Origin of the sequence: Streptomyces sp. NPDC059455, assembly GCF_042750115.1 — a bacterium.
Classification (GTDB): domain Bacteria; phylum Actinomycetota; class Actinomycetes; order Streptomycetales; family Streptomycetaceae; genus Streptomyces; species Streptomyces endocoffeicus.
In genome coordinates this window covers 29,772-54,193 of the sequence record NZ_JBHYVB010000061.1, presented here as the reverse complement: position 1 = coordinate 54,193, position 24,422 = coordinate 29,772, and the positions used below count along the sequence as shown (strand labels likewise).

General features: G+C 72.0%; 13 protein-coding genes. 6 read left to right on the top strand and 7 right to left on the bottom strand.

Annotated features, from left to right (window positions below; translation table 11 throughout):
• Window positions 1-12: 12 nt before the first annotated feature.
• Entirely contained in the window at window positions 13-960 is a 948-nt protein-coding gene (locus tag ACFXB5_RS22655) for a hypothetical protein (RefSeq protein WP_385210715.1), read from the bottom strand.
• A gap of 107 nt (window positions 961-1,067) precedes the next feature.
• On the opposite strand from ACFXB5_RS22655, the gene ACFXB5_RS22650 reads away from it, so the two are divergent.
• The gene (locus ACFXB5_RS22650; protein ID WP_385210712.1) at window positions 1,068-3,266 is read left to right on the top strand and encodes a hypothetical protein; all 2,199 of its coding nucleotides are present in this window, start codon (window positions 1,068-1,070) and stop codon (window positions 3,264-3,266) included.
• Window positions 3,267-3,478: 212 nt separating this feature from the next.
• Entirely contained in the window at window positions 3,479-5,488 is a 2,010-nt protein-coding gene (locus tag ACFXB5_RS22645) for a glycosyltransferase (protein WP_385210709.1), read from the top strand.
• 182 nt (window positions 5,489-5,670) lie between these two features.
• Here the strand turns inward: ACFXB5_RS22645 and ACFXB5_RS22640 are convergent, their stop codons facing one another.
• The 3 genes from ACFXB5_RS22640 to ACFXB5_RS22630 form a co-directional block, all read right to left on the bottom strand.
• On the bottom strand, window positions 5,671-7,680 hold the full coding sequence (locus tag ACFXB5_RS22640) for a glycosyltransferase family 2 protein (RefSeq protein ID WP_385210707.1): 2,010 nt from the start codon (window positions 7,678-7,680) through the stop codon (window positions 5,671-5,673).
• Between the two features lie 121 nt (window positions 7,681-7,801).
• The gene (locus ACFXB5_RS22635) at window positions 7,802-10,051 is read right to left on the bottom strand and encodes a CDP-glycerol glycerophosphotransferase family protein (RefSeq protein ID WP_385210704.1); all 2,250 of its coding nucleotides are present in this window, start codon (window positions 10,049-10,051) and stop codon (window positions 7,802-7,804) included.
• 360 nt (window positions 10,052-10,411) lie between these two features.
• Complete coding sequence (locus tag ACFXB5_RS22630) at window positions 10,412-15,385, bottom strand: NAD-glutamate dehydrogenase (protein WP_385210701.1); 4,974 nt, start codon at window positions 15,383-15,385, stop codon at window positions 10,412-10,414.
• 454 nt (window positions 15,386-15,839) lie between these two features.
• On the opposite strand from ACFXB5_RS22630, the gene ACFXB5_RS22625 reads away from it, so the two are divergent.
• Entirely contained in the window at window positions 15,840-16,406 is a 567-nt protein-coding gene (locus tag ACFXB5_RS22625) for a DJ-1/PfpI family protein (protein WP_385210700.1), read from the top strand.
• A gap of 100 nt (window positions 16,407-16,506) precedes the next feature.
• On the opposite strand, the gene ACFXB5_RS22620 is transcribed toward ACFXB5_RS22625, so the two are convergent.
• Both ACFXB5_RS22620 and ACFXB5_RS22615 read right to left on the bottom strand, forming a co-directional pair.
• Window positions 16,507-17,175, bottom strand: a complete 669-nt coding sequence (locus ACFXB5_RS22620) for an HAD family hydrolase (RefSeq protein ID WP_385210698.1) — start codon at window positions 17,173-17,175, stop codon at window positions 16,507-16,509.
• Window positions 17,176-17,210: 35 nt separating this feature from the next.
• A complete protein-coding gene (locus tag ACFXB5_RS22615; protein ID WP_385210720.1) occupies window positions 17,211-17,717 on the bottom strand; it encodes a DUF6912 family protein in 507 nt (168 codons plus the stop codon).
• Window positions 17,718-18,611: 894 nt separating this feature from the next.
• On the opposite strand from ACFXB5_RS22615, the gene ACFXB5_RS22610 reads away from it, so the two are divergent.
• Complete coding sequence (locus ACFXB5_RS22610; protein WP_385210696.1) at window positions 18,612-18,926, top strand: Rv3235 family protein; 315 nt, start codon at window positions 18,612-18,614, stop codon at window positions 18,924-18,926.
• Window positions 18,927-19,245: 319 nt separating this feature from the next.
• Here the strand turns inward: ACFXB5_RS22610 and secA are convergent, their stop codons facing one another.
• Window positions 19,246-22,089: a preprotein translocase subunit SecA gene (gene secA / locus ACFXB5_RS22605; RefSeq protein WP_385210693.1), complete on the bottom strand. Its 2,844-nt coding sequence runs from the start codon at window positions 22,087-22,089 to the stop codon at window positions 19,246-19,248.
• Between the two features lie 242 nt (window positions 22,090-22,331).
• Between secA and ACFXB5_RS22600 the strand changes: the two genes are divergently transcribed.
• Window positions 22,332-23,012: a GNAT family N-acetyltransferase gene (locus tag ACFXB5_RS22600; protein WP_385210691.1), complete on the top strand. Its 681-nt coding sequence runs from the start codon at window positions 22,332-22,334 to the stop codon at window positions 23,010-23,012.
• A gap of 98 nt (window positions 23,013-23,110) precedes the next feature.
• On the top strand, window positions 23,111-24,307 hold the full coding sequence (locus tag ACFXB5_RS22595) for a winged helix-turn-helix domain-containing protein (RefSeq protein ID WP_385210689.1): 1,197 nt from the start codon (window positions 23,111-23,113) through the stop codon (window positions 24,305-24,307).
• Window positions 24,308-24,422: the final 115 nt, after the last annotated feature.

Here is a 24,422-nt window from a genome sequence, read left to right as displayed (position 1 = left end):
GGCGCCCGCGCCCTATTCGCCGCCCGCCCCGGGCCGGGGGGCGGGCGCCGCCCCGGGGGCGGGCGTGGGCGCGGGACCGGGGCCGGGTGCGGGCGCCGCCCCAGGGCCAGGGCCGGGGGCGGGCGCCGTCCCAGGAGCCGGTGTGGGCGCCGCCCCAGGGTCGGGCGTGGGCGCGGGACCGGGGCCGGGTGCGGGTGCGGGCGCCGCACCTGGCGCGGGACCGGGCGCGAGGGCCGTTCCCTCGCCGGGCGCGAGCGCCGGACCCCGCGCGGGCCGGTCCGCCTGGCCGCCCGCTCGGCCGGTCGCCCGACCGGCCGCTGGGCCGACCACCCGACCGGCCAACCATCTGCGCGCTCGGCCGACCGCCCGGCCGACCGCCCAGCTGGCCATCCGGCCGGTTGTCCGGCTGTCCGCCCGCCTGACCTCTCTACTGCCCGTACTGCCCGCCCGGCTGCCCGTCCGGCTGCCCGTCCGGCCGCCCCCTCGCCTCGCCCCCGGCGCCAGCCCCGCCGCGCCCACCAGCAGGTACGTCGCCCCCGCCGCGCCCGCCGCGACCAGGGCGTAGGAGCGGCCCTCCTGGGCGTAGTGGGTGACCACGGGCGTGGTCGCGTAGAGCAGGCCGGCCCACAGGCCCACCCGGGGGCGGGCGAGGCGGCAGCCCAGGGCGGCGACGAGGGCGGTGGCGGCCATGGCGGCGAGCACCGAGGGCAGACGCATGGTCACCTCGGAGGGCCGCAGGGCCAGGACCGGGTGCATCAGGAGGTAGTAGAGCCCGTGGACGGCGTCCACCGTGCCGAGCGCGTCGCGGATCTGAGGGAGGGTTCGCCGGGCCATCTGGTACGTCGCGGACTCGTCGCGCCACATCGTGCCCCGGTCCAGGCCCCACAGCCCCAGCCCGAGCATCACGGCCACCGGGAGCACGATCGCCGTCGGCGCGGAGATCCCATCACGCTTCCGCACCCTCACCCTCACCTCGCCCGCTCCACACGACAACAAAAGGCATAAATACGACTATTCGCCTACAGTGTGCAGTCAGAACGACTCATCCGCCGCGAAGGGCACGCGTCATGAACCGCCTCGGTATCGAAAGCCCCCGCGGTCTCGTGGCCTTCGCCGCGCTGACCGGGTGTCTGGTGACCATGGCGGTGGCGGCGCTCACCGGGGCCGGAGGGGTCTTCGCGGCCGCCGGACTGGCCGGGTGTGGCTGCGAGCTGCTGCTGCACCGCACCGCGCCGGGGCTGATGGCCCGTCTGGGGCGGCTCCACATGGGCGCCACGTCACGCTTCGAGTTCCGCTGCGTGCTGCTGCTCCTGCTGCTCGGCCGACTCCATGTCACCGGGCCCATCGGACTGGCCGCGGCCATGACGCTGGTGCTGTGTCTGCTCGCCGGGCAGGCCCTGCACGCCGCGCTCACCACCCTCATCCGACGCCGCCGCGCCCTCGCGGTCGCGGCCCGCAACATCGATCTGCGGCGACTGGACATCAGCGACCGGCCGCCCCGCAGACTCACCGAATGGCCCGGTCAGCGGATCCTGGTCTACGAGCTGTCCGCCCTGCTCGGGCTCACCGCGTCGCTGACGACCGGTGACGCCCGCTGGGTGGTGGCGGCGCTCACCCTCGCCGCCGGGTCCTCCCTGATCACGGTGGTGGCGCTCGTTCCGTATCTGGTCCGGGCCACCCGGCGGCTGCCCGGCGCCGCCGAGGTGCTGGCCGAGGTGGACGCCTGGCTGATCCATCACCGCCCCCGCACGGTGCTCTACTTCTCCGGCCCGCGCGACCGCGCCGACCAGGTCACCCGGTGGCTGGGGCCGGTGGCCGCGCTGCACACCCCGTCCCTGGTCATCCTGCGCGAACGGGAGCTGCTGGAGGCCCTGGAGCCGACCCCACTGCCGGTGCTGTGCGTGCCGAGCGCCGCCCATCTGTCGCAGCTGGACCTGAGCGGGGTGCGGGTGGCGCTCTACCCCGCCAACACCGGCCGGAACATCCACCTCCTGCGGATCCCCACCATGCAGCACGTCTTCCTGGCCCCCGGCGACGGCGACGAGACCGCCGCCGTCGATCCGTACAGCAAGGTCTACGACCAGGTGTGGGTCGCGGGCGAGGCGGGGCGCCGCCGCTATGTGCAGGCCGCGGTCGGTGTCGATGAGGCCGACATCGTGGAGATCGGCCGCCCCCAGCTCGACGGCCTGCGCGTCGCGGGAGCCGGCCATGCTCCCGCGCCCACGCCCCTGCCCACCGTGCTGTACGCGCCCACCCGTGACCTCACGGCGGGTGAGCCGATCGTCCAAGCGCTGCTGAAGAGCGAACGCCCGGTCCGGGTGCTCTACCGGCCGCATCCCCCCACCGGCCACCGCTCCCCCGAGGACCACGCCGCCCACCGCCATATCGTCGCCCTGATCCAGGCCGCGAACGAGCGGCGCGCCGCGGAGGCCCTCGCCGCGAACGCCGTTGGCAAGGGCACCTTCGCCGCCGACGCCCTCAGTGCGGACGCCCTCGCCGCCGAGGCCCTCGGCGGGGACGCCGTAACCCCGGACGCCTTCGTCGAAGAGCCCGAGGACGCCCAGGCCGCGCACACCGACACCCCGCACACCGACACCCCGCACACCGAAGCCCTCCGCACCGAAGCCCTCTGCACCGAAGCCGCCCGCCACCGCGCCGAGTTGGCCAAGCGCATCGCCGCGCTCGACGCCCGTCTGCGCCGGGCGGACGCCGACGAGGCCATGCTCACCAGAGACCGGGCCGCACCCGATCCGGCCCTGCTCACCGAGGCCGAGGGGCTGCGCCGGGAGTGGCACCAGGCCCACTGGGCGGCCTCACCGCCCTGGCTCCACCAGGTGATCGAGGGGGACACCCCCACCCTTCACTCCTGCTTCGACCAGGCCGATCTGCTGATCGGTGACCCCTCCGACGTGGTCGGCGACTTCCTCGCCACCCTCAAGCCGTACGCCCTCATCACCCCGGCGGGGCTCGGCGAGGAGGAGTTCCGGCGGCAGAACGTCATGGCCAGGGCGGCCTATCCGCTCGGTCCCGGGGCATCAGGAATGCAGAACCTCCTGCGCCCGCTCTTCGACCCCTCCCTCGACGAGCTGCGCGCCGCCCGCCACGAGGTGAAGGGGTTTCTCCTCGGCCCCGCCACACCACCGTCCATCCAGCGCTTCACCGACGCCGTCGACGCGCTCGCCGAGAAGGGAGAGGCGGTCGTCCGGCTGCGCGACCTCCACACGGCCTCGCCGCCCGGCGCCGGACGCTGGTCCATCACCCGGTAGCACGACATCCCCCACGCACGTCACGCGGTAACACGACATCCCACACGTACAGCACCCGGTAACACGACACCCCACATCTACGTCACCCGGTAGCAGCACTTCCCACACCCGGACCTCACCCCAGGCCCTCACCATGAGCTTCCACCCCAGGCCCCGCCCCCAGGAGCCCCCCACACGCCTCCTGAGCCCCCCGCACACCTTCCGGAGCCAGCATGCCGCGCAATCACCGCCCCGGCCCGCCTCCCCGTGTCAGCGTGATCGTCCCCGCCCGTGACGCCATGCCCGGAATCACCCGGGCCGTCACCTCCGCCATGGAGCAGACCCTCGGGCTCAGCCGCCTCGACATCATCGCCGTCGACGACGGATCGGCCGACGGCACCGCGGAGGAGCTGGACCGGCTCGCCGCCGGCTGCCCCTCGCTCCATGTGGTCCGCGACCCCCACCCCTGCCGCGGCGGCGCCGGCGGCCCCCGCAACACCGGACTGGCCCGCGCCACCGGCGACTTCGTCTTCTTCCTGGACGCCGACGCCCGGCTGGCACCCGACGCGCTGCGCCGCATGGTCGCGATGGCCGACCAGAACGGCACCGACGTGGTCCTGGGCAAGATGGTCTCCCCGGACGGGCGCGGCGTCCCCAAGGCGGTCTTCCGCCACAACCAGCTGCGCACCGACGTCCACAGCTCCCACGCCTACGCCAGCCTGGAGCCCTGCAAGCTGTTCCGCCGCTCCCTGATCGAACGGCTGCGGCTGCGCTTCCCCGCCCACCTCCGCCACGGCGAGGGCAAGCCCTTCACCGCGGCCGCCTATCTCAACGCCTCCGGGATCTCCGTCGTCGCCGACTACGACTGCTACCACCTGGGCCCGAACCCGGGCCGCGCCGCCCCCGGTCTCGCCGAGCGGGTCGAGGCCATGCGGCCGCTGTTCGAGACCGCCGCCCGGCACACCCGGACCGGTACCCGCCGCGACACGGTGATGCGCCACCACATCCGGCGCGAGCTGTGCCCGGCCCTGCGCGCGCTGCCGCGCGAGGACGAGACCGAGGTCCGCGAGCGGTTCCTGCCCGAGCTGCGCCGGTGGGCGCAGGCCCACTGCTCCGACGCGCTCTTCCCCACCCTCACCGCGCCCGAGCGGCTGATGGTCCATCTGCTGCGCACCGGCCGCTTCGAGGATCTGCTGTCCGTCGTGCGCAACACCAAGCGGGACGCCCGGTGCGGCCATCTGGTGGAGAAGGGCAGCGTCTACTGGCTGCACCCCTTCTTCCGCGACCCCGACGCCGAGGTCCCCGACGCCTGCTTCGACGTCACCGACCGGCTGCCGGTCCGGCACCATCTCGCGGGCGCCGGCTGGCACGGCCGCAGCACCCTGCGGGTGCGCGGCCGGGCGGCCATCGAGGGGCTGGCGGCCGACCCCGAGGAGGACCGCGCCGAGCTGGTGCTGCGCCGCCGCGAGGCGCGGGACGAGGTGCGGATCCCGGTGGAGGCCACGGCGGCGGAGGACCCCGCGCGGTTCGAGGCGGACGTGGACATCGCCACCGCCGACGGCGGCACACCGCTGCGCCCCGGGGTCTGGGACGTCTTCCTCGACGTCCGCGCCCAGGGCATCAGCCGCACCGTACGCTTCGGCAACCACCATGACGACCTGCTCGACATCGGCACCGCGCGCCGGGTGGTGGCCGCCGGGCCCGGGCTGCGCGCCCGGGTCACGCCGTACTTCACCAGCCCGTACCGCAACCTCTCCCTCGACATCGGCCCGGCCCCGCGCGGGGCGCCCTGCGAGGTGACGGAGGCCGTGTGGCATCCGTCGGACAAGGGCACCCTGGTCGTCGCCGGACGGCTGCTGCCGCCCGGCACCCCGGCGCGCGGGCGGGTGCTGCGGCTGCGGGCCGAGCACACCGACGGACGGGTCCACGACCATCCGGTGCGGTTCGCCGCGGGCCATCCGGCGGGCGCCTTCACCGCCCGGCTGCCGGTGCGGGACCTGGGCCGCGGCCGGTGGACGGTGACCCTGGCCGTCGTCGCCCCCGGCGACGACCAGGGCCCGGGGCGCACCGCGCCCGCCGCGCCCGTGCCGCCGCCCGCCCGGCTGCCCGGCGCCCGCTGGGTGCGGCGCGGCCGGCCGTACTACGCCAAGCCGCTCATGGGGCGCGGCGAGGTGACCCTGGAGCTGCGGGTGGCCCCGGTCCGGCTGCTCGCCGCCGTACGCAACCGGCTGGGGCTGAACTGACCGACGCCCGCGGCAGGCTGATCCCCTACCCGCCCCTTCCCGCGGCATCGATATCGGCATCGATATGCGGCGCGGCTCCGCCGCGTGCGGGACTCCGCCCCAGACCCCGGGGTCCAGGGGCGAAGCCCCCCCATCACTATGCGGCTCCGCCGCGTGGCCCGCCGGACGTGGCCACGCGACGCTCACCCTCCCAGCCGCCGCCGCACCCCCGTGACGACCTTGATCGGAGCCACCTCCAGGCCCAGGGCCCGCGCCGGGCCCAGGGCCACCGGCTTGGCGTAGTACGGACGCCAGCCGAAGCGGAGCCAGCGGGTGGCGGCCAGCCGGTCGAAGTACGGCACGATCGCGGTGCGGCGCGGCGCGTCCGCCCCGGGTCCTTCCATGATCAGCGTCAGCGTCCAGCAGCCCGTGCCCAGGCGGCCGATCGGCAGCCGGGCGGTGAAGACGGTCGCGGAGCCGCCCTGCTCAGTGCGCACCGGCACCTCGTGCACCGCGCCCGTCCCCGTCTCGGCGCGCAGCCGCAGCACCCCGCCGTCCCGCACCGCCTCCTCGGTCAGCCGTCCGCCGACCAGCAGCGTGCTGCGGGTGCGCCAGATGGTCCGGAGCACCTGGCAGGGCGGGTCGAGGGGATGGGCCACCTCGCCGACGTCGAGCGAGAGATTGCCGTACGGGGTGAAGTACGGCACCACCGTCACCGGACCCTGGGAGGTGGTGACGCGGCGCCGGGTGGGATGGGTGACCTCACCGCCCTCGCGGCGGTTGCCGAACCGCACCGTACGGCTGACGCCCTGGGCGCGGACGTCCAGGTAGATGTTCCACAGCCCCCGCTCCAGCGGGGCGCCGCCGTCCGCGGTGGCCGGGTCGATCTCGGCGGTGAAGCCCGCCATCTCGTACCGGCGCCCCTCGCCCGGCAGCGGATGGGCGGACAGGCACGGCGTGGTGGGCAGCCGGACCTCGGGGCGGTCGGCCCGGTACTTGCGCAGCACGATCTCGGTGGCCGGGTCGAGGGAGTCCACGTCCTCGACATACGCGTGCCCGGCCAGCCGCAGCACTCCGCCGTGCCAGCTCGCCGTCTCCAGGTGGTGCTGGACCGGCAGCCGGTCGGTCACGTCGAAGCAGATGTCGGGGACGGCGGCGGCGTGGTCGCGGAAGAAGGGGTGCAGCCAGTAGACCCGGCCCTTGTCGACGAGATGGCCGCGCCGCTCGTCCTGTCCGGCGTTCCGGGCCACGGTCAGCACATCGTCGAAGCGGTCGGCGCGCAGCAGATGGATCAGCAGCCGGTCGGGGGCGTCGAGCCGTTGGAAGAGCGCGTCGGTCACCCAGGTGCTCGCCCAGTGCCGGAACTCGGGGAAGAACCGCTCCCGCGCGTCCTGTTCGCTCTCGCGGGGCAGCAGGGCGCGCAGCGGACCGCACAGCTCCCACTCCACATGGCGGCGCATGATCTGGTCCCGGCGCGGGCCCGGCTCCAGATAGCGGGCCACGGTCTCGAAGCACAGCCGGGTGCCGTCCATGCGGTGGGCGAGATCGGCGGCGGTGAGGGTGAGGTTGGTGCGGTTCTCGCGGTAGCGGACGTAGTAGCAGTCGTAGTCGGCGACCCCCGAGATACCGGAGGCGTTGAGGTAGGCGGCCGCGGTGAACGGCTTGTCCTCGCAGTTGCGGTAGGGCGGGAAGCGCAGCTGCAGCCGCTCGATGAGGGAGCGGCGGAACAGCTTCCACGGGCCCAGGGTCAGATAGGCGTGGGAGGAGAAGATGTCCGTACGGGGCTGATTGCGCTGGAAGACGGCCCGGGGCACGGCCCGTCCGCCCACGGAGGCGATCTTGCCGAGGACGATGTCGGTGCCGTGGGCGTCGGCCATGGCGACCATGCGGCGCAGCGCGTCCGGGCCCAGATAGTCGTCGGAGTCGAGGAAGAAGACGAAGTCGCCCAGGGCGTGGTCCAGCCCGGTGTTGCGGGGGATGCCCGCGCAGCCGGAGTTCTCCTGGTGGATGACGTGGAGCGTGTGGCAGGTGCGGGCGAGCCGCTCCAGCTCCTCGCCGGTGCCGTCGGTCGAACCGTCGTCCACCGCGATGATCTCGACCCGGTCCGGGCCCAGGGTCTGGTCCATCGCGGAGGTGACGGCCCGGGTCAGCTCCGGCAGGGCGTTGTAGGCGGGGATGATCACACTGACACGAGGTCGGGACAGAGCGGGCATGACGGCCTCCTGACTCCGGGCTCTCGACGGGGCGGGGTCGGGGTCACTCGGCGGACCGGCGGCGGTCCGGGGACCACGCGGCGGATCGGCCACGCGGCGGATCGGTCACGCGGCGGATCGGTCACTCAGTGGTGAGGACGCCGCCGCGCGGCCCCGCCGGGGCGCTGTCCGCCAGGGGCCGCGGCTGTGGTGTGGGGGCGAGCGGGAGCTCGATGTCCTGGCCCAGCATCAGGGCCCGCACCACCCGCTCGGCCGCGTGGCCGTCGTCGAACCGACCGAAGCGGGCCCGGAAGGCGGTCCGCAGCGCGGTCGCGTCCGCGTCGCACCAACGGCCCTCGCGGAAGACCTCGACCAGCTCCCGCTCGCTGCGGGCGACGGCCCCCGGGGTCTCGCCGGGAGATCCCGACAGCAGGTCGAAGTAGACGCCGCGGGAGGAGCGGTAGATGTCCCAGTCGTCGGCGTAGATCACGACGGGTCGGTCCAGCAGGGCGTAGTCGAACATCATCGACGAGTAGTCGGTGATCAGCGCGTCGGCCGCCAGGCACAGCTCCTCCACCGACCGGTGGCGCGAGACGTCGATCACCGACCCGGCCGCCTGGAGCCGGGCCAGATCGTCATCCGGCCGGTAGGAGTAGTGGGCCCGCACCAACAGCGTCGTCTCCGGGCCGAGTTCGCGGCTGAGCCGCTCCAGGTCCAGCCGGGGGGTGAACCCCTTCTGGTAGTCGCGGAGGGTGGGCGCGTAGAGGAGGGCGGTGTTCCCGGCCGGGATTCCCAACTCCGCACGGATCCGCCGGATGTCCGCCTCGGTCGCGGTGAAGAAGACGTCATTGCGCGGATATCCGTATTCCAGCAGCCGGTACGCGGCGGGGTAGACCCGCTCCCAGATCTGGCTGGAGTGCGGATTGGAGGAGAGCGCGAAGTCCCAGCGGTCGATGCGCTTGAGCAGATTGCCGAAGCTCATCCCGCCCGCGGCGGCGGGATAGCGCTGCTGGTCCAGGCCCATGCATTTGAGCGGGGTGCCGTGGAAGGTCTGCAGATGCACCGTGCCCGGCCGCTTCACCACCTCATTGGGGAAGTTGACATTGTTGATGAGGTATTTCGCGCGGGCCACCGTGCGGTAGAAGTCGCGGGTGCCGGTGACGACGTAGTCGACGCCTTCCGGAAGGGTCTCGATCTCCGACTTCTTGACCGCCCACACCCCGTGGATCTCCGGCGCCAGCTCCCGCGCCTTCGCATAGATCGCCCCCGGATTGCACAGCACCCCCCGGCCCCAGTACGCGGAGTAGACGGCCAGCTGGGGGTCGACCGGACGCTGCCGGTGCAGCCGGTACAGGCCCTGCTTGGCGCGTGCCGCCAGCGGCGGCCGGACGGTCCGGCGCAGCTTGCGGGCCCCGGCGGCCGCCCGTACGGCCAACTCGTGCTCGCGATAGCGGAGGAAGGAGCCGGACGCCAGCGCCTCGAAGCGCCACCGCCCCTCGACCGGCGGGGTGAACCCGGCCGGGAGATGGGCGCGGTACCACTCTGCGGCCCGGGCGAAGAAGCGCGGCCGGTCCGCCGTCGCCACCCGGGACGTCCGGTCCAGGCAGAACAGGAAATGCGATACGGCCCGCTCGAAGAGCAGCGGGCGCAGCGGATCCAGCTGCGGCCGGTCGTCGAGGAAGTGGAAGAGCCGGGCGTACTGCTGGAAGATGATGAAGTGCTTCTCGCCGGGGCTTCCCGTGCTGGCCCCGACCCGCCGCTGCCGGTATTCCAGGCCCACCAGATCCACACAGGCTATTCGCCGCGCGGTGAGCATCGTCTTGTACGAGAGCAGGGCGTCCTCGTAGATGCCCTCGCTGAACGCGAAGCCGTGGCGGATGTAGAAATCCCGGTGGTAGACGCGATTGGACGACATCGCGAAGAGCCGCAGGAATTCCGGGCGTTCGACGGCGGAGAAGACATCGGTGCCCGCCGAGGCCAGCAGTTCCCCGAAGATGCTGGGGGCCCGGCGCTCCGACCAGTAGGTGCGCACGTGGTTGAAGTAGAGGATCTCCGGGTCGTGGGTGAGGGCGAGCCGGTCGGCGAGGCCCTGGAGGGTGCCCGGGGCGAGGGTGTCATCGCCGTCCAGGAAGAGCAGATAGTCCCCGCTCGCCCGCTCCACCCCGGCGTTACGGGCCCGGCCCGGCCCGGAGTTGACCCGCTGGTGCACGGGCACGACCCGGCTGTCGCGCGCCGCGTACGCGTCGATGATCGCGCCGCAGTGGTCCGGTGAGCGGTCGTCCACGGCGACCACCTCGAGGTCGGGGCACGACTGCGTCAGCACGGAGTCCAGGCAGGCGCCCAGATAGCCCTGGACGCGATAGGCGGCGATGACGATGGTGAAGCGGGGCATAAGGCTCCTCGGGACGCGGTGGCGGTTCGAGGCGCGAAGCACTCACTGACCACCCACGCTAGGTGGGTTCGTCCCGGTATGCCCGCTCGGTCGTTGGAGGGGCGCCCAAGCGGGTGACAAACGCCCCCGGCGGACATGAAGTCCACCGGGGGCGCGTTGAGCTGCTTTTTGAGGGCTCGGTTCTCCCCCAGCTACCGCTGGGAGGTGCCCCCGCCGGGGCGCCTTAGCCTCCCCCAGCTACCGCTGGGAGGTGCCCCCTGTCGACGGTCGACCGTGCTCGGCCCCTCGTTCCTCGGGGCCTGCGCGCGCTCTCCCTTACGACAGCGACGCGCCCCTTTGGCTCACTCGCGGCCGACCGCGTCAGCTGTGGGTGCGCAGCAGCGTCCGCATCGTCCGCATCGCGACCGACAGATTGGCCAGGTCGAAGGTCTCCGACGACTGGATCTCATCGAGCGTGGTGCGGGCCCGCTGCAGGAGCGCGGCGTTCTTCTCCTCCCACGCCTTGAAGCGCTGCTCGGGCGTGAAGCCGCCGTTGCCCACCGACAGCACATCGGCGGTCAGGGCGGCCTGGGCCGCGTACAGGTCCTCGCGGATGGAGACCCGGGCCATGGACTGCCACCGGTCCGCGCGCGGCAGCTCGATGATCCGGTCCATCAGCTGGCTGATCCGCAGCCGGTCGGCCAGGTCGTAGTAGACCTCGGCGACCGCCAGCGGGTCCTTGCCGGTGCGGTCCGCGATGGCCACGATGTCCAGCGTCGGGAAGGCCGAGGAGAAGCCCGCCACCCGGGTGGCCAGGTCCTCCGGGACATGCGCCCCGATCAGGTCGTCGTAGATCCGCTGGTACCACTCGATGTCGGAGCCGCGCAGCAGCTTGGGCAGCTGCGCCCGGACCGTGCTGACCCGCTCGCCGAAGAAGTCGATCGTCTCGGCCAGCTCCAGCGGCTGCGGCCGGTTGTTCAGCAGCCAGCGGGTGCCGCGCTCGACCAGCCGGCGCGAGTGCAGCCGCATCCGGGTCTGGATGTCGGCGTCGACGACCGTGTCCAGCGCCTCGACCTCGTCCCACACCTGGTTCAGCTCGAAGATCGCGCGGGCCGCGGTCTGGGCGCGCACGACCTCCTCGGTGGAGGCCCCGGTCTCCTCCCGCATTCGGTGCAGGAAGGTCGACCCGGCGGTGTTGACGGTGTCGTTGACCAGCACCGTGGTGATGATCTCGCGCCGCAGGGCGTGGCCGTCGATGTGCTCGGGGAACCTCTGCCGCAGCGCCTGCGGGAAGTACGCGTGCAGCAGCCGCTGGAGGTACGGGTCGTCGGGCAGCCCGGTGGTGATCAGCTCATCGGCCACCGTGATCTTGACGTAGGCCAGCAGCACGGCCAGCTCGGGCTGGGTCAGCCCGCGCCCGGCGGAGAGCCGCTCGCGGATCTGGCGGTCGGTGGGCAGGAACTCCAGCGCCCGGTCCAGCCGCCCCTCGCGGCCCAGGCGGCGCATCAGCCGCTGGTGGGCGTGGAGCAGGCTGGAGGACTGGACGATGGAGTTGGCCAGCGCCACGTTCTGCGCGTAGTTGTTGCGCAGCACCAGCGCGCCGACCTCGTCGGTCATCTCGGCGAGCAGCTTGTTGCGCTGCTTGAGGGTGAGGTCGCCCTCGGTGACCAGGGCGTTGAGCAGGATCTTGATGTTCACCTCGTGGTCGGAGGTGTCCACACCGGCGCTGTTGTCGATCGCGTCGGTGTTGATCCGGCCGCCGTTGGTGGCGAACTCGATCCGGCCGAGCTGGGTCAGCCCCAGGTTGCCGCCCTCGCCGACGACCTTGACCCGCAGATCCTGGCCGTCCACCCGGATCGCGTCATTGGCCTTGTCGCCCACATCGGCGTGCGACTCGGTGGACGCCTTGACGTAGGTGCCGATGCCGCCGTTCCACAGCAGGTCCACGGGGGCCTTGAGGATCGTCTTCATCAGATCGGCCGGGGTCATCTTGGCGACCCGCTTCTCGATCCCGAGCGCGGCCCGCACCTGCGGGGTGATCGGGATGGCCTTGGCCGTACGGGGGTGGATGCCGCCGCCCGCCGACAGCAGCTCGGTGTTGTAGTCCTCCCACGAGGAGCGCGGCAGCTCGAACAGGCGGCGGCGCTCGGCGTAGGAGGTGGCCGCGTCCGGGTTGGGGTCCAGGAAGATGTGCCGGTGGTCGAAGGCGGCGATCAGCCGGATGTTCTCGCTCAGCAGCATCCCGTTGCCGAACACGTCACCGGACATGTCGCCGACGCCCACGACCGTGAAGTCCTGGGTCTGGGTGTCATGGCCCAGCTCGCGGAAGTGGCGCTTGACCGACTCCCAGGCGCCGCGGGCGGTGATGCCCATGCCCTTGTGGTCGTATCCGGCGGAGCCGCCGGAGGCGAAGGCGTCCCCGAGCCAGAAGCCGTACGCCTGCGCCACGTCGTTGGCGATGTCGGAGAAGGTCGCGGTGCCCTTGTCGGCGGCGACGACGAGATAGGTGTCGTCCCCGTCGTGGCGGACCACGTCCTTCGGCGGCTCGACCTGCCCGGCGACCAGGTTGTCGGTGATGTCGAGCAGACCGGAGATGAAGGTCTTGTAGCAGGCGATGCCCTCGGCCATCCAGGCGTCGCGGTCCACGGACGGGTCCGGCAGCCGCTTGCCGACGAAGCCGCCCTTGGCACCCACCGGCACGATGACCGTGTTCTTCACCATCTGCGCCTTGACCAGGCCGAGGATCTCGGTGCGGAAGTCCTCACGCCGGTCGGACCAGCGCAGGCCGCCGCGCGCGACCTTGCCGAACCGCAGATGCACACCCTCGACCCGCGGCGAGTAGACCCAGATCTCGTACGCCGGGCGGGGCGCGGGCAGATCCGGCACGGCCTGCGGGTCCAGCTTGATCGACAGATAGTCGTGCGGCTTGTCGTGGGCGTTCTTCTGGAAGTGATTCGTGCGCAGGGTGGCCTTGATCAGGGTGAGGAAGGAGCGCAGGATGCGGTCCTCGTCCAGCGAGGCCACCTGGTCCAGCGCCGCGTCCAGCTCCTCCAGCAGGGCGTCGGTCAGCTCCAGCCCCGCCCGCTGCCGCTCCGGCGACATCCGGGCCTCGAAGAGGGAGACCAGCAGCCGGGTGGTGTGCACATTGTTACGGAGGGTGTCCTCCATGTACGACTGGCTGAAGGTGGACCCGGCCTGCCGCAGGTACTTGGCGTAGGCCCGCAGCACCATCGCCTGCCGCCAGTCCAGCCCCGCGCCCAGCACCAGCTGGTTGAAGTCGTCGCTCTCGGCCTGGCCGGTCCACACCGCGGCGAACGCGTTCTGGAAGCGCTCACGGGCGTCGTCGGCCAGGGCCTCGCCCTCGCGCAGCGGCAGCCGCAGCCCGAAGTCGTAGATCCAGGCGGTGGTCTTGTCCGAGCAGCGCAGCTCGTACGGGCGCTCGTCCACCACCTCGACGCCGAGGGTGTTGAGCACCGGGAGCACCGCGGACAGCGAGATCTGGGCCCCGGCCCGGTAGATCTTGAAGCGGCGCTCGGCGTGGGCCGCGCCCACCGGCTCGTAGAGGCTGAGCGCGAAGTCCTTCTCGCCGTCCTTCAGCCGCTCCAGGTGCTGGAGGTCGGCGACGGCGCCGCGCGGAGTGTGGTCCGCCTTGTAGCCCTCGGGGAAGGCGTGCTGGTAGCGGCGGAGCAGCTCGGCGGCGCGCTCCTCGCCGACCTCGGAGACCAGCGCGTCGGTGAAGCCGTCGGCCCAGGAGCGGGCGGCCTCGATCAGCCGGCCCTCGATCCGCTCCACATCGGAGTCGGTGAGGTCGGGCAGCTCGGTGCCCGGCTGGACGCGGACCACGAAGTGCAGCCGCGAGAGCACCGATTCGGTGTGCAGGGCGGTGAAGTCGACCGGCGGACGGCCGCTCAGCTCCTCCAGCAGGATGTCGGTCAGCCGCAGCCGCACATCGGTGGTGAAACGATCGCGCGGAAGGTAGACCAGCGCGGAGTAGTAGCGCCCGTACTCGTCCTGGCGCAGGAACATCCGCAGCCGGCGGCGCTCCTGGAGGTAGAGCACGCTGGTGGCGATCGAGCGGAGCTGGTCGACCGGGGTCTGGAACAGCTCGTCGCGCGGGTAGGTCTCCAGGATCTGCAGCAGGTCACGGCCGTCGTGACTGTTGGCCCGGAAACCCGCGCCCGCGAGCACCTCGTCGACCTTGCGGCGGATCACCGGCACCCGGCGCACCGACTCGGTGTACGCGGCGGACGAGAACAGCCCCAGGAAGCGGCGCTCGCCGATCACATTGCCCTCGGCGTCGAACTTCTTCACACCGATGTAGTCGAGGTACGAGGGGCGGTGGACGGTGGCGCGGCTGTTCGCCTTGGTCAGCACCAGCAGCTTGCGCTCGCGCGCCTTGGCGCGGGCGTCGGCCGGCAGCCGGTTGAAGGCCTGGGACACCGGGGTGCCGGGGCCCGCGTGGGCGCTCTCGTCGGCGTCCTTGTGCTGCGGGTCGGAGCGCAGGATGCCGAGACCGGTGCCGGGCACCGCGGTCAGCGCGTCCTCCTCGCCACCGGCCTCGGTGGGAACCTGCGTCAGCTCGTACTCGCGGAAGCCGATGAAGGTGAAGTGGTCGTCCGCGAGCCAGCGCAGCAGCTCACGGGCCTCCTCCACCTCCTCCTCGCGGACCTCGGCGGCCTTCGGCTCGTCCGGCAGGCCCTCGGCGATGCGCAGCGCGGAGTCGCGCATCTTCTCCCAGTCCTCGACGGCCTCACGGACATCGGACAGGACGCGCAGCAGATCGGCGGTGATCTGCTTCAGATCGCCGCGGTCGGTCTCGCGATCGGTCTCGACATGGATCCAGGACTCCACGACCGCGTCATGCGGCAGCTTCTTCCTGTTCCTGGCCGGGCCGTCCGGGGAGACGTTGAGCAGCTCGATCAGCTTGCCGGTGATGTCACGGCGCACGATCACCTGCGGATGGATCACGACATGGATGCCGCGCCCCTGGCGGGTGAGCTCATTGGTGACCGAGTCGACCAGGAACGGCATGTCGTCCATGACCACCTCGACCACGGAGTGGCTGCAGGTCCAGCCGTGCTCCTCGACGGTCGGGGTGTGCACCCGGACGTTCGCCGTGCCCTGCGGACGCACCTCGGCGAGCCGGTAGTGGGAGAGCGCCGCCCCGAAGACATCGACCGGGTCACGGTCGGCGAGGTCCTCGGGAGGCGTGTGCAGGTAGTAGTGCTGGAGGTATGCGGTCAGGGTCTCCGGTCCTGGGCCCTGCACCGGTTGACCCCCGGCAGGGCTGTTCTCAGCGACCCGGGCGGCCCGTTCGAGCAACTCGGCCTTGGCTTCGTCCAGCTTGGTCTGCATGTCCTCTGGCTCCTGTCGCGCGCCGTTGCGTGACATCGATGGCGGTGGCATGACGCCGCGACGCGAAAAATCCGGTCGTGAACGACGGTATGCCGGTTCGGGAAAAGGCCGGGGTGTACTCGGCCGTAAGTGACCAAGAACCCATGTGCCACGGGTCAGCGGCGGCTCGGGCCCGGCCCTGGTGGGGCGCCGGGCGCGGAGCGAGGGCCTCGTTGCCCTCACGGACTATCGCGCTGATCACGCAGTAAGGCTATCGCTCCACCCCAGGGGGTCGTCATGAGCCGTTCGTGTACAAAACCGAGCCCTGAAGTTTGACGAAATGGACAGCGACCGGGAGGGGCGCACGCGCCGATGATGCGCCGCCCATGCCCCCTTGGCAAAGCGTGGCCGCGGATGCACCGTGATCTGGACGGTGGTAAGCACGGTGGTAGGCGTGGACCTGGAGGTGCGTGGCATGGCTGCGAAGATCCTGCTGGTGACCGGCGACGCGGCCGAATCGCTGGAGGTGCTCTACCCGTACCAGCGGCTGCGCGAGGAGGGGTACGAGGTCCATATCGCGGCCCCGAGCCGCAAGACGCTGCGCCTGGTGGTCCATGACTTCGAGGAGGGCTTCGACACCTACACCGAGAAGCCGGGCTATACGATCCCCGCCGACCTGGCCTTTTCCGAGGTGGACCCCGGGCAGTACACCGCCCTGGTGATCCCGGGCGGCCGGGCCCCGGAGTATCTGCGGAACGACCCCGAGCTGCGCAAGATCTGCAAGGCGTTCTTCGACGCGGACAAGCCGGTGGCGCAGATCTGCCACGGCCCGCTGCTGACGGCGGCCGTGGGCGGCCTGAACGGGCGGCGGGTCACCGCGTATCCGGCGCTGGAGCCGGACATGCAGGCGGCGGGGGCGGACTACCAGGACGCGGAGGTCGTGGTCGACGGCACGCTGATCTCGTCGCGGGCCTGGCCGGACCATCCGGCGTGGATGCGCGAGTTCCTGGCGGCGCTGCGGTCGAAGGCGCCGGTGGTGTGAGGGCGCCGGTGGTGTGAGGGCGGCGGTGGTGTGAGGGCGGCGGTGGTGTGAGCGTGGCGGTGCGGCCCCGGGGGCACTCGTCTCACCCGGCTCACCCGGCTCACTCGTCGGCCATGCGCTCGGCCTCCCGTACGGCCTCCTCGAGCGTGTCCACGACCGGCACCCCGGCCGCCTCCAGGCTGGTCCGGCTGTGCGAACCGCCCGTGTAGAGCACGGCCCGCGCCCCCACATGCCGCGCCGCCACCGCGTCGTCCAGGGCGTCCCCGATCACCACCATCCGCTGCGGCGGCAACCCTTCGAGCGCGGCGATATGGCGCACCATCTGCTCGGCCTTGCCGGTGTTGCTCTCCCCTGTGCGACCGTCCACCCGGACGAAATGGCGCTCGATGCCATGCGTCCGCACCAGGGGGAGCAGATACTCATGCGGGGCCAGGGAACACAGCGACTGGGTGAGGCCTGCCTGCTGCCACTCGGTGAGCAGCTGCCGGGCGCCGATCGCCAGCCCGGCGGTCTCGGCCAGCGCCCAGTAGTGCCGGTGGAACGCCTCGTCCATGACCGCCCACTCCTCGTCGGTGGGCAGCCGCCCCATCAGCCGCTCGTAGAAAAGGGGCACCGGGACGCAGTACAGGTCGCGATAGCGCTCGATGGTGATCGGCGGCAGCCCGATCTCCTGGAACGAGGCATTCGTCGCCGAGATCACGGCGTCGATGTCGTGGAGCAGCGTGCCGTTCCAATCCCAGACGAGGTGCGTCACGTGGTTCTTCCCCATCCCACGACCGTACCCGGAGGGTCGGACAGCGGGCATCACTCGATCAGATTGGGGATCTCCTGGGTGGCGTACCAGAGCAGTTCGTGGTCCTCGGCGCCGTCCACGGTGAACTGCGCGTCGTCGTCACCGAGGTCCGCCGCGCCCAGCGCGTCGGCGGCCGCGGCGATGTCCCGCTCGGCGTCATCGGCGTCCAGGTGCACGGCGGCGGCCTTAGCGAGCGGTATGGCGGCCTCGATCCGCACCTCGCCCAGCGCGGACTGGTCCAGCCCCCGGTCCGGATCGGCGACCGCCTGCCCGTCGGGCACGTCCACGGCCACCACGACCCGACGGCGGGGCGCCCGGGGGTCGACGGCGAGCAGCCGCAGCGACGCCTGTGCGGCCCGGCTCAGCGCCGCGTACTCCAGCTCCTCGATGTCATCGGACACATACCACTCGCGGAGCGCCGGGGTGACCGCGTAGGCGGTCAACGGCGTCGGCCCCAGGCGGCCCTCCTTGTACGCCTCGGCGAGACCGGAGAGGGTCAGGGGGACGTAGACGCGCATGGCTGCCGCTTTCATCAGAGACCAATAGGCCCCCAGCATACGATCGCCCGTCCCCTCGCCCGAGCCTTCCGCGAAGGGCCGCTGGTCCCCTTTCGGGGGACAGGGGCCGACGGGGCCGTACGAAGACGAGACCGAGCCGCGCTCGAGCCGATGACCGGGACCGACGATCCGCCACATGCCCCGGATAGGTGAACCGCGGCGCCGACCGCGGCCCCGGGTCAGGCGCATTGCGGACCCCGAAAACCCACCGGTAGAAGACTCTCCGACGAAAGCTACCGCCCGGTATTCGGCCGGGCCACGGAGAACGGGGCGAGCGGCATGAGTGAGGGCGTCCGGGCGACGGACCGGTCCACGAACCGGGCCACGACGGCTGGGGAGGCCGTACGACGGCGCGGCGGCAGGCCAGGGCGAAGCGGCCCACCCGGCCGCAAAGACCCCCGCCGCCCCCGCACTACCCCCACAACAGCGACACCCCGCACAACGGCCACACCACCCACAACAGCACCACCCCAGACACCCCACACAACGGCCGCACGGCGCAGCGCGACAGCACGCACCACGGCCACACCACCCACAACAGCGGCACCCCACACGTCGGCCACACCACCCACAACAGCACCACCCCAGACACCCCACACAACGGCCGCACGGCGCAGCGCGACAGCACGCACGACGGCCGCACCACCCACAACGACGCCACCACACAGCGCCACACCGCCTGCCCCCGCCGCGCCGCCGCGCAGGACGGCCGCCCTGGGCATCACACCGCCTGCCCCGGCCGCGCACCGTGCGCCCACCGCATCCCGCGCCGCGGCCGTATCGCGGTCCGCGGCGGCTGCCGCGGCGTGGCGGGAGCGGGATCGGCTGCCGCGCTACTGGTTCGCCAACCGGCTGGTGCTCACCCTCAGCGGTCAGCGCCCCGTCCACACCCTCCTCGGGCACGCCCTCCCGGCCGCCTACGACCAGCTGATCGAGCTCGCCCCGCGCGCCCCGCTGCGCCCCGCCGGAGAACGGGCCACAGCGCCCCTGGTGCGGCGCTGTGGCGAGTACCAGCCCCGGCATGGGGTGATCGAGGCGTTCGCCCGGATCACCTCCGGAGACCGGCTCACAGCGCTCGCGTTCCGGCTCGAGCTCGGCGCCGACGCCCGCTGGCGCTGCGCCGCGATCGACCTCGGCCCACTCGGCCAGGCGGTGTCCGACGGGTCGTGATGCCTGCGTCGGGCTGCGCCCCTGTCACGCGGCGGAACCGCACACCGATGCTGCGGCCAATCCAGCCCCTCCGGCGTTTGAGGAGCGGGGTCCAGGGGCGGAGCCCCGGCGGGGCCCGGGGCCGGGCCCCGGTTTCGGGAAGGGGCGGGTAGGGGAAAGTTCCGCCGGACGCCCACGCCCACGCCCACGCCCACGCCCACGCCCACGCCCACAACCACAACCACAACCACAACCACAACCACAACCACAACCACAACGCGACGGGCCGGGGTGCCGCACTCTCGCGCGGCGCCCCGGCCCGTTCATCCCAGCCCGGTCACTACTTCTTGCGGCGGCGGCCCTTCTGCGCCTTGCGCCGCTCCGCCCGGGTCAGCCCATCGGCCTCCGACCGCGGCGGCGGGGGCGTCTCACCGTTGGGGAAGTCGCCCTCGACGACGCCGCCCTCTCCGTCCACCGTCGGCGCGGAGAAGTGCAGCCGGTCCGGCCGCTGCGGGGCCTCCAGGCCCTTGGCGCGGATCTCGGGGCGGGCCGAGGAGCCCGCGGACGGCGCGCCCGCCGGCACCGCGTCCTGCACGTCCTTCTCGAGGGCGACCGGCTCCTCCGACTCCTCGACCGGGACCTCCTCGACCTGCTGCTCGACCTGGACCTCCAGGTTGAACAGATAGCCGACGGACTCCTCCTTGATGCCCTCCATCATGGCCTGGAACATGTCGAAGCCCTCGCGCTGGTACTCGACCAGCGGGTCCTTCTGGGCCATCGCGCGCAGCCCGATGCCCTCCTGGAGGTAGTCCATCTCGTAGAGGTGCTCGCGCCACTTGCGGTCCAGGACGGAGAGCACGACCCGCCGCTCCAGCTCACGCATGATCTCGGAGCCCAGCTGCTCCTCGCGCGACTCGTACTGCTGGTGGATGTCGTCCTTGACGGACTCCTCGATGAACTCGGCGGTGATCCCGGCGCGGTCGCCGGCCTCCTCCTCCAGCTCCTCGACGGTCACGCTGACCGGGTAGAGCTGCTTGAAGGCGTTCCACAGCCGGTCCAGGTCCCACTCCTCGGCGAAGCCCTCGACCGTCTCCGCCCGCACATAGGCCTCGATGGTGTCGTTCATGAAGTGGCCGACCTGGTCCTGAAGGTTCTCGCCCTCCAGGACGCGGCGGCGCTCGCCGTAGATGACCTCACGCTGGCGGTTGAGGACCTCGTCGTACTTCAGGACGTTCTTACGGGTCTCGAAGTTCTGCTGCTCGACCTGCGACTGGGCGGAGGCGATGGCCCGCGTGACCATCTTGTTCTCGATCGGGACGTCGTCCGGGACGTTCGCCATCGCCATGACGCGCTCGACCATCTGCGCCTTGAACAGCCGCATCAGATCGTCGCCGAGGGAGAGGTAGAAGCGGGACTCGCCGGGGTCGCCCTGACGGCCGGAGCGGCCGCGCAGCTGGTTGTCGATCCGGCGCGACTCATGGCGCTCGGTGCCCAGCACATACAGCCCGCCGAGCTCCTTGACCTCCTCGAACTCGGCCTTGACCGCGGCCTCCGCCTTCTCCAGGGCGGTGGGCAGCGCGGCGGCCCACTCCTCGGAGTGCTCCACCGGGTCCAGACCGCGCTGGCGCAGCTCGGCCTCGGCGAGGTCGTCGGGGTTGCCGCCGAGCTTGATGTCGGTGCCGCGGCCCGCCATGTTGGTCGCGACGGTCACGGCGCCCTTACGGCCGGCCTGGGCGACGATCGTCGCCTCCCGGTCGTGCTGCTTGGCGTTGAGCACCTCATGCGGCACTCCGCGCTTGGCGAGCTGCTGGGAGAGGTACTCGGACTTCTCCACGGAGGTCGTGCCGACCAGGACCGGCTGGCCCTTGGTGTGCTTCTCGACGATGTCCTCGACCACCGCGTCGAACTTCGCGACCTCGGTGCGGTAGATCAGGTCGGACTGGTCGAGCCGGGCGAGGGGGCGGTGGGTCGGGATCGGGACCACACCGAGCTTGTAGATCTGGTGGAACTCGGCGGCCTCGGTCATCGCCGTACCGGTCATGCCGGAGAGCTTGTCGTAGAGGCGGAAGAAGTTCTGGAGGGTGATCGTGGCGAGCGTCTGGTTCTCGTCCTTGATCTCCACCCCTTCCTTCGCCTCGATGGCCTGGTGCATGCCCTCGTTGTAGCGGCGGCCCGCGAGGATACGGCCGGTGTGCTCGTCAACGATCATGACTTCGCCGTCCATGACGACGTAGTCCTTGTCGTTCTTGAAGAGCTCCTTGGCCTTGATCGCGTTGTTGAGGTAGCCGACCAGCGGGGTGTTGACCGACTCGTAGAGGTTGTCGATCCCCAGCCAGTCCTCGACCTTGGTGACCCCGGACTCATGGATGCCGACGGTCCGCTTCTTCTCGTCGACCTCGTAGTCCCCGGTCTCCTCCTGGCCCTTCTGCGGCTCGGCGGCCTGGCCCCGGCTGAGCCGGGTGACCAGCTTGGCGAAGTCGCCGTACCACTTGGTGGCCTGGTCGGCCGGGCCGGAGATGATCAGCGGCGTACGGGCCTCGTCCACCAGGATCGAGTCGACCTCGTCGACGATCGCGTAGTTGTGACCGCGCTGGACCAGCTCGTCCTTCGCCCACGCCATGTTGTCGCGCAGATAGTCGAAGCCGAACTCGTTATTGGTGCCGTAGGTGATGTCGCACGCGTACTGCTCGCGGCGCTGCGCCGGGGTCATGTTGGCGAGGATGCAGCCGACCTCCAGGCCGAGGAACCGGTGCACCCGGCCCATCCACTCGGAGTCGCGCTCGGCCAGGTAGTCGTTGACCGTGATGAGGTGGACGCCCTTGCCCGACAGCGCGTTCAGATACGCCGGGAGGGTGCCGACCAGGGTCTTGCCCTCACCGGTCTTCATCTCGGCGACATACCCGAGATGCAGCGCCGCGCCGCCCATCAGCTGGACGTCGTAGTGACGCTGTCCGAGCACCCGCTTGGCCGCCTCGCGCACCGTGGCGAACGCTTCGGGCATCAGGTCGTCGAGGGTCTCACCGTCGTCGTACCGCTGCTTGTACTCGTCGGTGAGGGCGCGCAGCTCGGCGTCGGAGAGGGACAGGAAGTCCTCTTCGATGGAATTGACCTGGTCCGCGATGCGGTGCAGCTTGCGCAGGATCTTTCCTTCGCCTGCACGCATGAGCTTGTTGAGGACGGACACGTAGGCTGGCTCCTTGCCGGTCGGGCCTGGCACGGTCGGGGTGCGCTGGCGCGGCATTGTCAAGGGGCGCAGGCCCCGCCGCAACGGCCATCGTAAGACAGACCCCGGCACGCCGGGAGGTCCGTCACCACGAGGACCGGATGTCACCTCACCGTGTCAACGCCCGAGAGGCCCCCCAGGTGCCCTCCAATTCACCGAAACCGCTCGCGGTGAGTGACGACGGCGGCGCAGACTCGGGTCGCATGGAGCCTGTCACCCTCACCACCGAGCGCCTGGTCCTGCGCCCCTTCCGCCCCTCCGACACGGACGCCGTCTTCGCGGCTTGTCAGGACCCGGACATCCAGCGATGGACCAGCGTGCCGTCCCCGTACGAACGCGCGCACGCGGAGGACTTCACCGGCCGGATCTGCCCGGAGAACTGGCGTGACGACGTGACCTACGACTTCGCGGTGCTCACCAAGAGTGACGGCGTCCTCGTGGGCGCCATGGGCCTGGTGCGGCTGGCCCATCTGCGCTCCCCCGAGCACCAGGCCGAGCTGGGCTACTGGACGGCGCGCGAGCGACGGCGGCACGGCTATACGGGTGAGGCGGCGCGCGCCGTGATCGAGTGGGCGTTCACCCGGCTCGGGGTGGAGCGCCTGGAGTGGTGCAGCGAGGCCGGGAACGAGGGCTCGCGGGCGGTCGCCCTCGGGGCGGGCTTCCGGATGGAGGGGACGGACCGCGCCCGGATCGTCCACCAGGGGACCCGGCGGGACGCCTGGCGGGGCGCGCTGCTGCCCTCCGACTGGGGGCTGCCGTCGACGACGCCGTATCTGCCCGCCAAGGCGTCCGTGGCGGCCAACGCGCCCCAGGAGCCGGAGGCGTCCGGCCAGGCGCCCGGCCAGGCGCCCGGCCAGGCGTCCACGGCGCCGTCGGTCGCCTGAGGGCGGCGTCGGCGATCCGAGGGCGCCTGGCGCGGGGCATCCGGCGGGGGCGGGCGGCGTCGGCGGCGTTGTCAGTGGGTGCTACTACGGTGGCGCGCATGACGAACGCCGCCACCGGGTCCGCCGTGGACCGCACACCCGAGGCCACCCTCTCCGCCGACGAGGCGCGCCGGATCGCGCTGCGCGCCCAGGGGCTGCTGGGCGCCCCCGACCGGCGTGGCGGGGTGCGGGGCGTGCTGCGCCACCTGGGCGCGGTGCAGCTGGACACGATCTCGGTGCTGGCCCGCTCCCATGAGCTGATTCCGTACGCACGGCTGGGCGCGGTCGGCCGTAAGACGGTCGAGTCGGCGTACTGGACCGGCACCCACGCCTTCGAGTACTGGTCGCATGCCGCCTGTGTGCTGCCGATCGAGGAGTGGCCGCACTTCGCCTTCCGGCGCCGTGCCTACCGCCTCCGTCCGCACTGGCACCATGAGCTGCCGGACGGGGTGTACGAGACGGTGGTGAAGCAGCTGCGCGCGGAGGGCCCGCTGACCGCGACAGAGCTGGGCGGGGCCAAGAACGGCGGACCGTGGTGGGACTGGTCGGCGGCGAAGATCGCGGTCGAGCGGGCGCTGATGTTCGGCGAGGTGGTGTGCGTCGAGCGGCGCGGCTGGAAGCGGGTGTACGACCTGGCGGAGCGCGCAGTGCCGGACGCCCTGCTCCATGACGACCTGGACGACCGGGAGTGTCTGCGCCGGCTGGTCCGGCTGGCCGGGCAGTCCCTGGGCGTGGGCACGCGGGCGGACCTCGCCGACTACCACCGGCTCAAGGGCGAGCAGGTGGAGGCGGTGATCGCGGACTCGGGGCTGGTGCCGGTGGCGGTCGAGGGCTGGGACAAACCGGCCTGGGCGGACCCCGAGGCGCTGGCCACCCCGCCGCGCGGCCGGCACCGCACCACCCTGCTGTCGCCCTTCGACTCGCTGATATGGGACCGGGCGCGCACTGAGCGGATCTTCGGCTTCAGCCATCGGCTGGAGGCGTATGTGCCCAGGCCCAAGCGGATCTACGGATACTTCGCCATGCCGCTGCTGTCCGGCGGGCGGCTGCTGGGCCGCGTCGATCCGGCCCGGGAGGGGACGACCCTGGTGGCGCGGCAGGTGTCCCTGGAGTCGCCGAAGGCCGTGGCTCCCATGGCGCAGGCGCTGCGGGAGGCTGCCGAATGGGTGGGCTGTGACGCCGTACGGGTCCAGCGCGTGGACCGCCCGGAGCTGGCCGCACCGCTCGCGGCGGCGGTCTCGGCAGCGGTCGCCTGAACCGATCCCGGGGCCCCCCCGGGGGGGGGCCCCCGGGGGGCCGGGGGGGGGCCCCGGGGGCGGGGGGGGCGGGGGGGGTTAAAAAAAATAAGCGGGCGGCCGGAGTTGTGGTGTT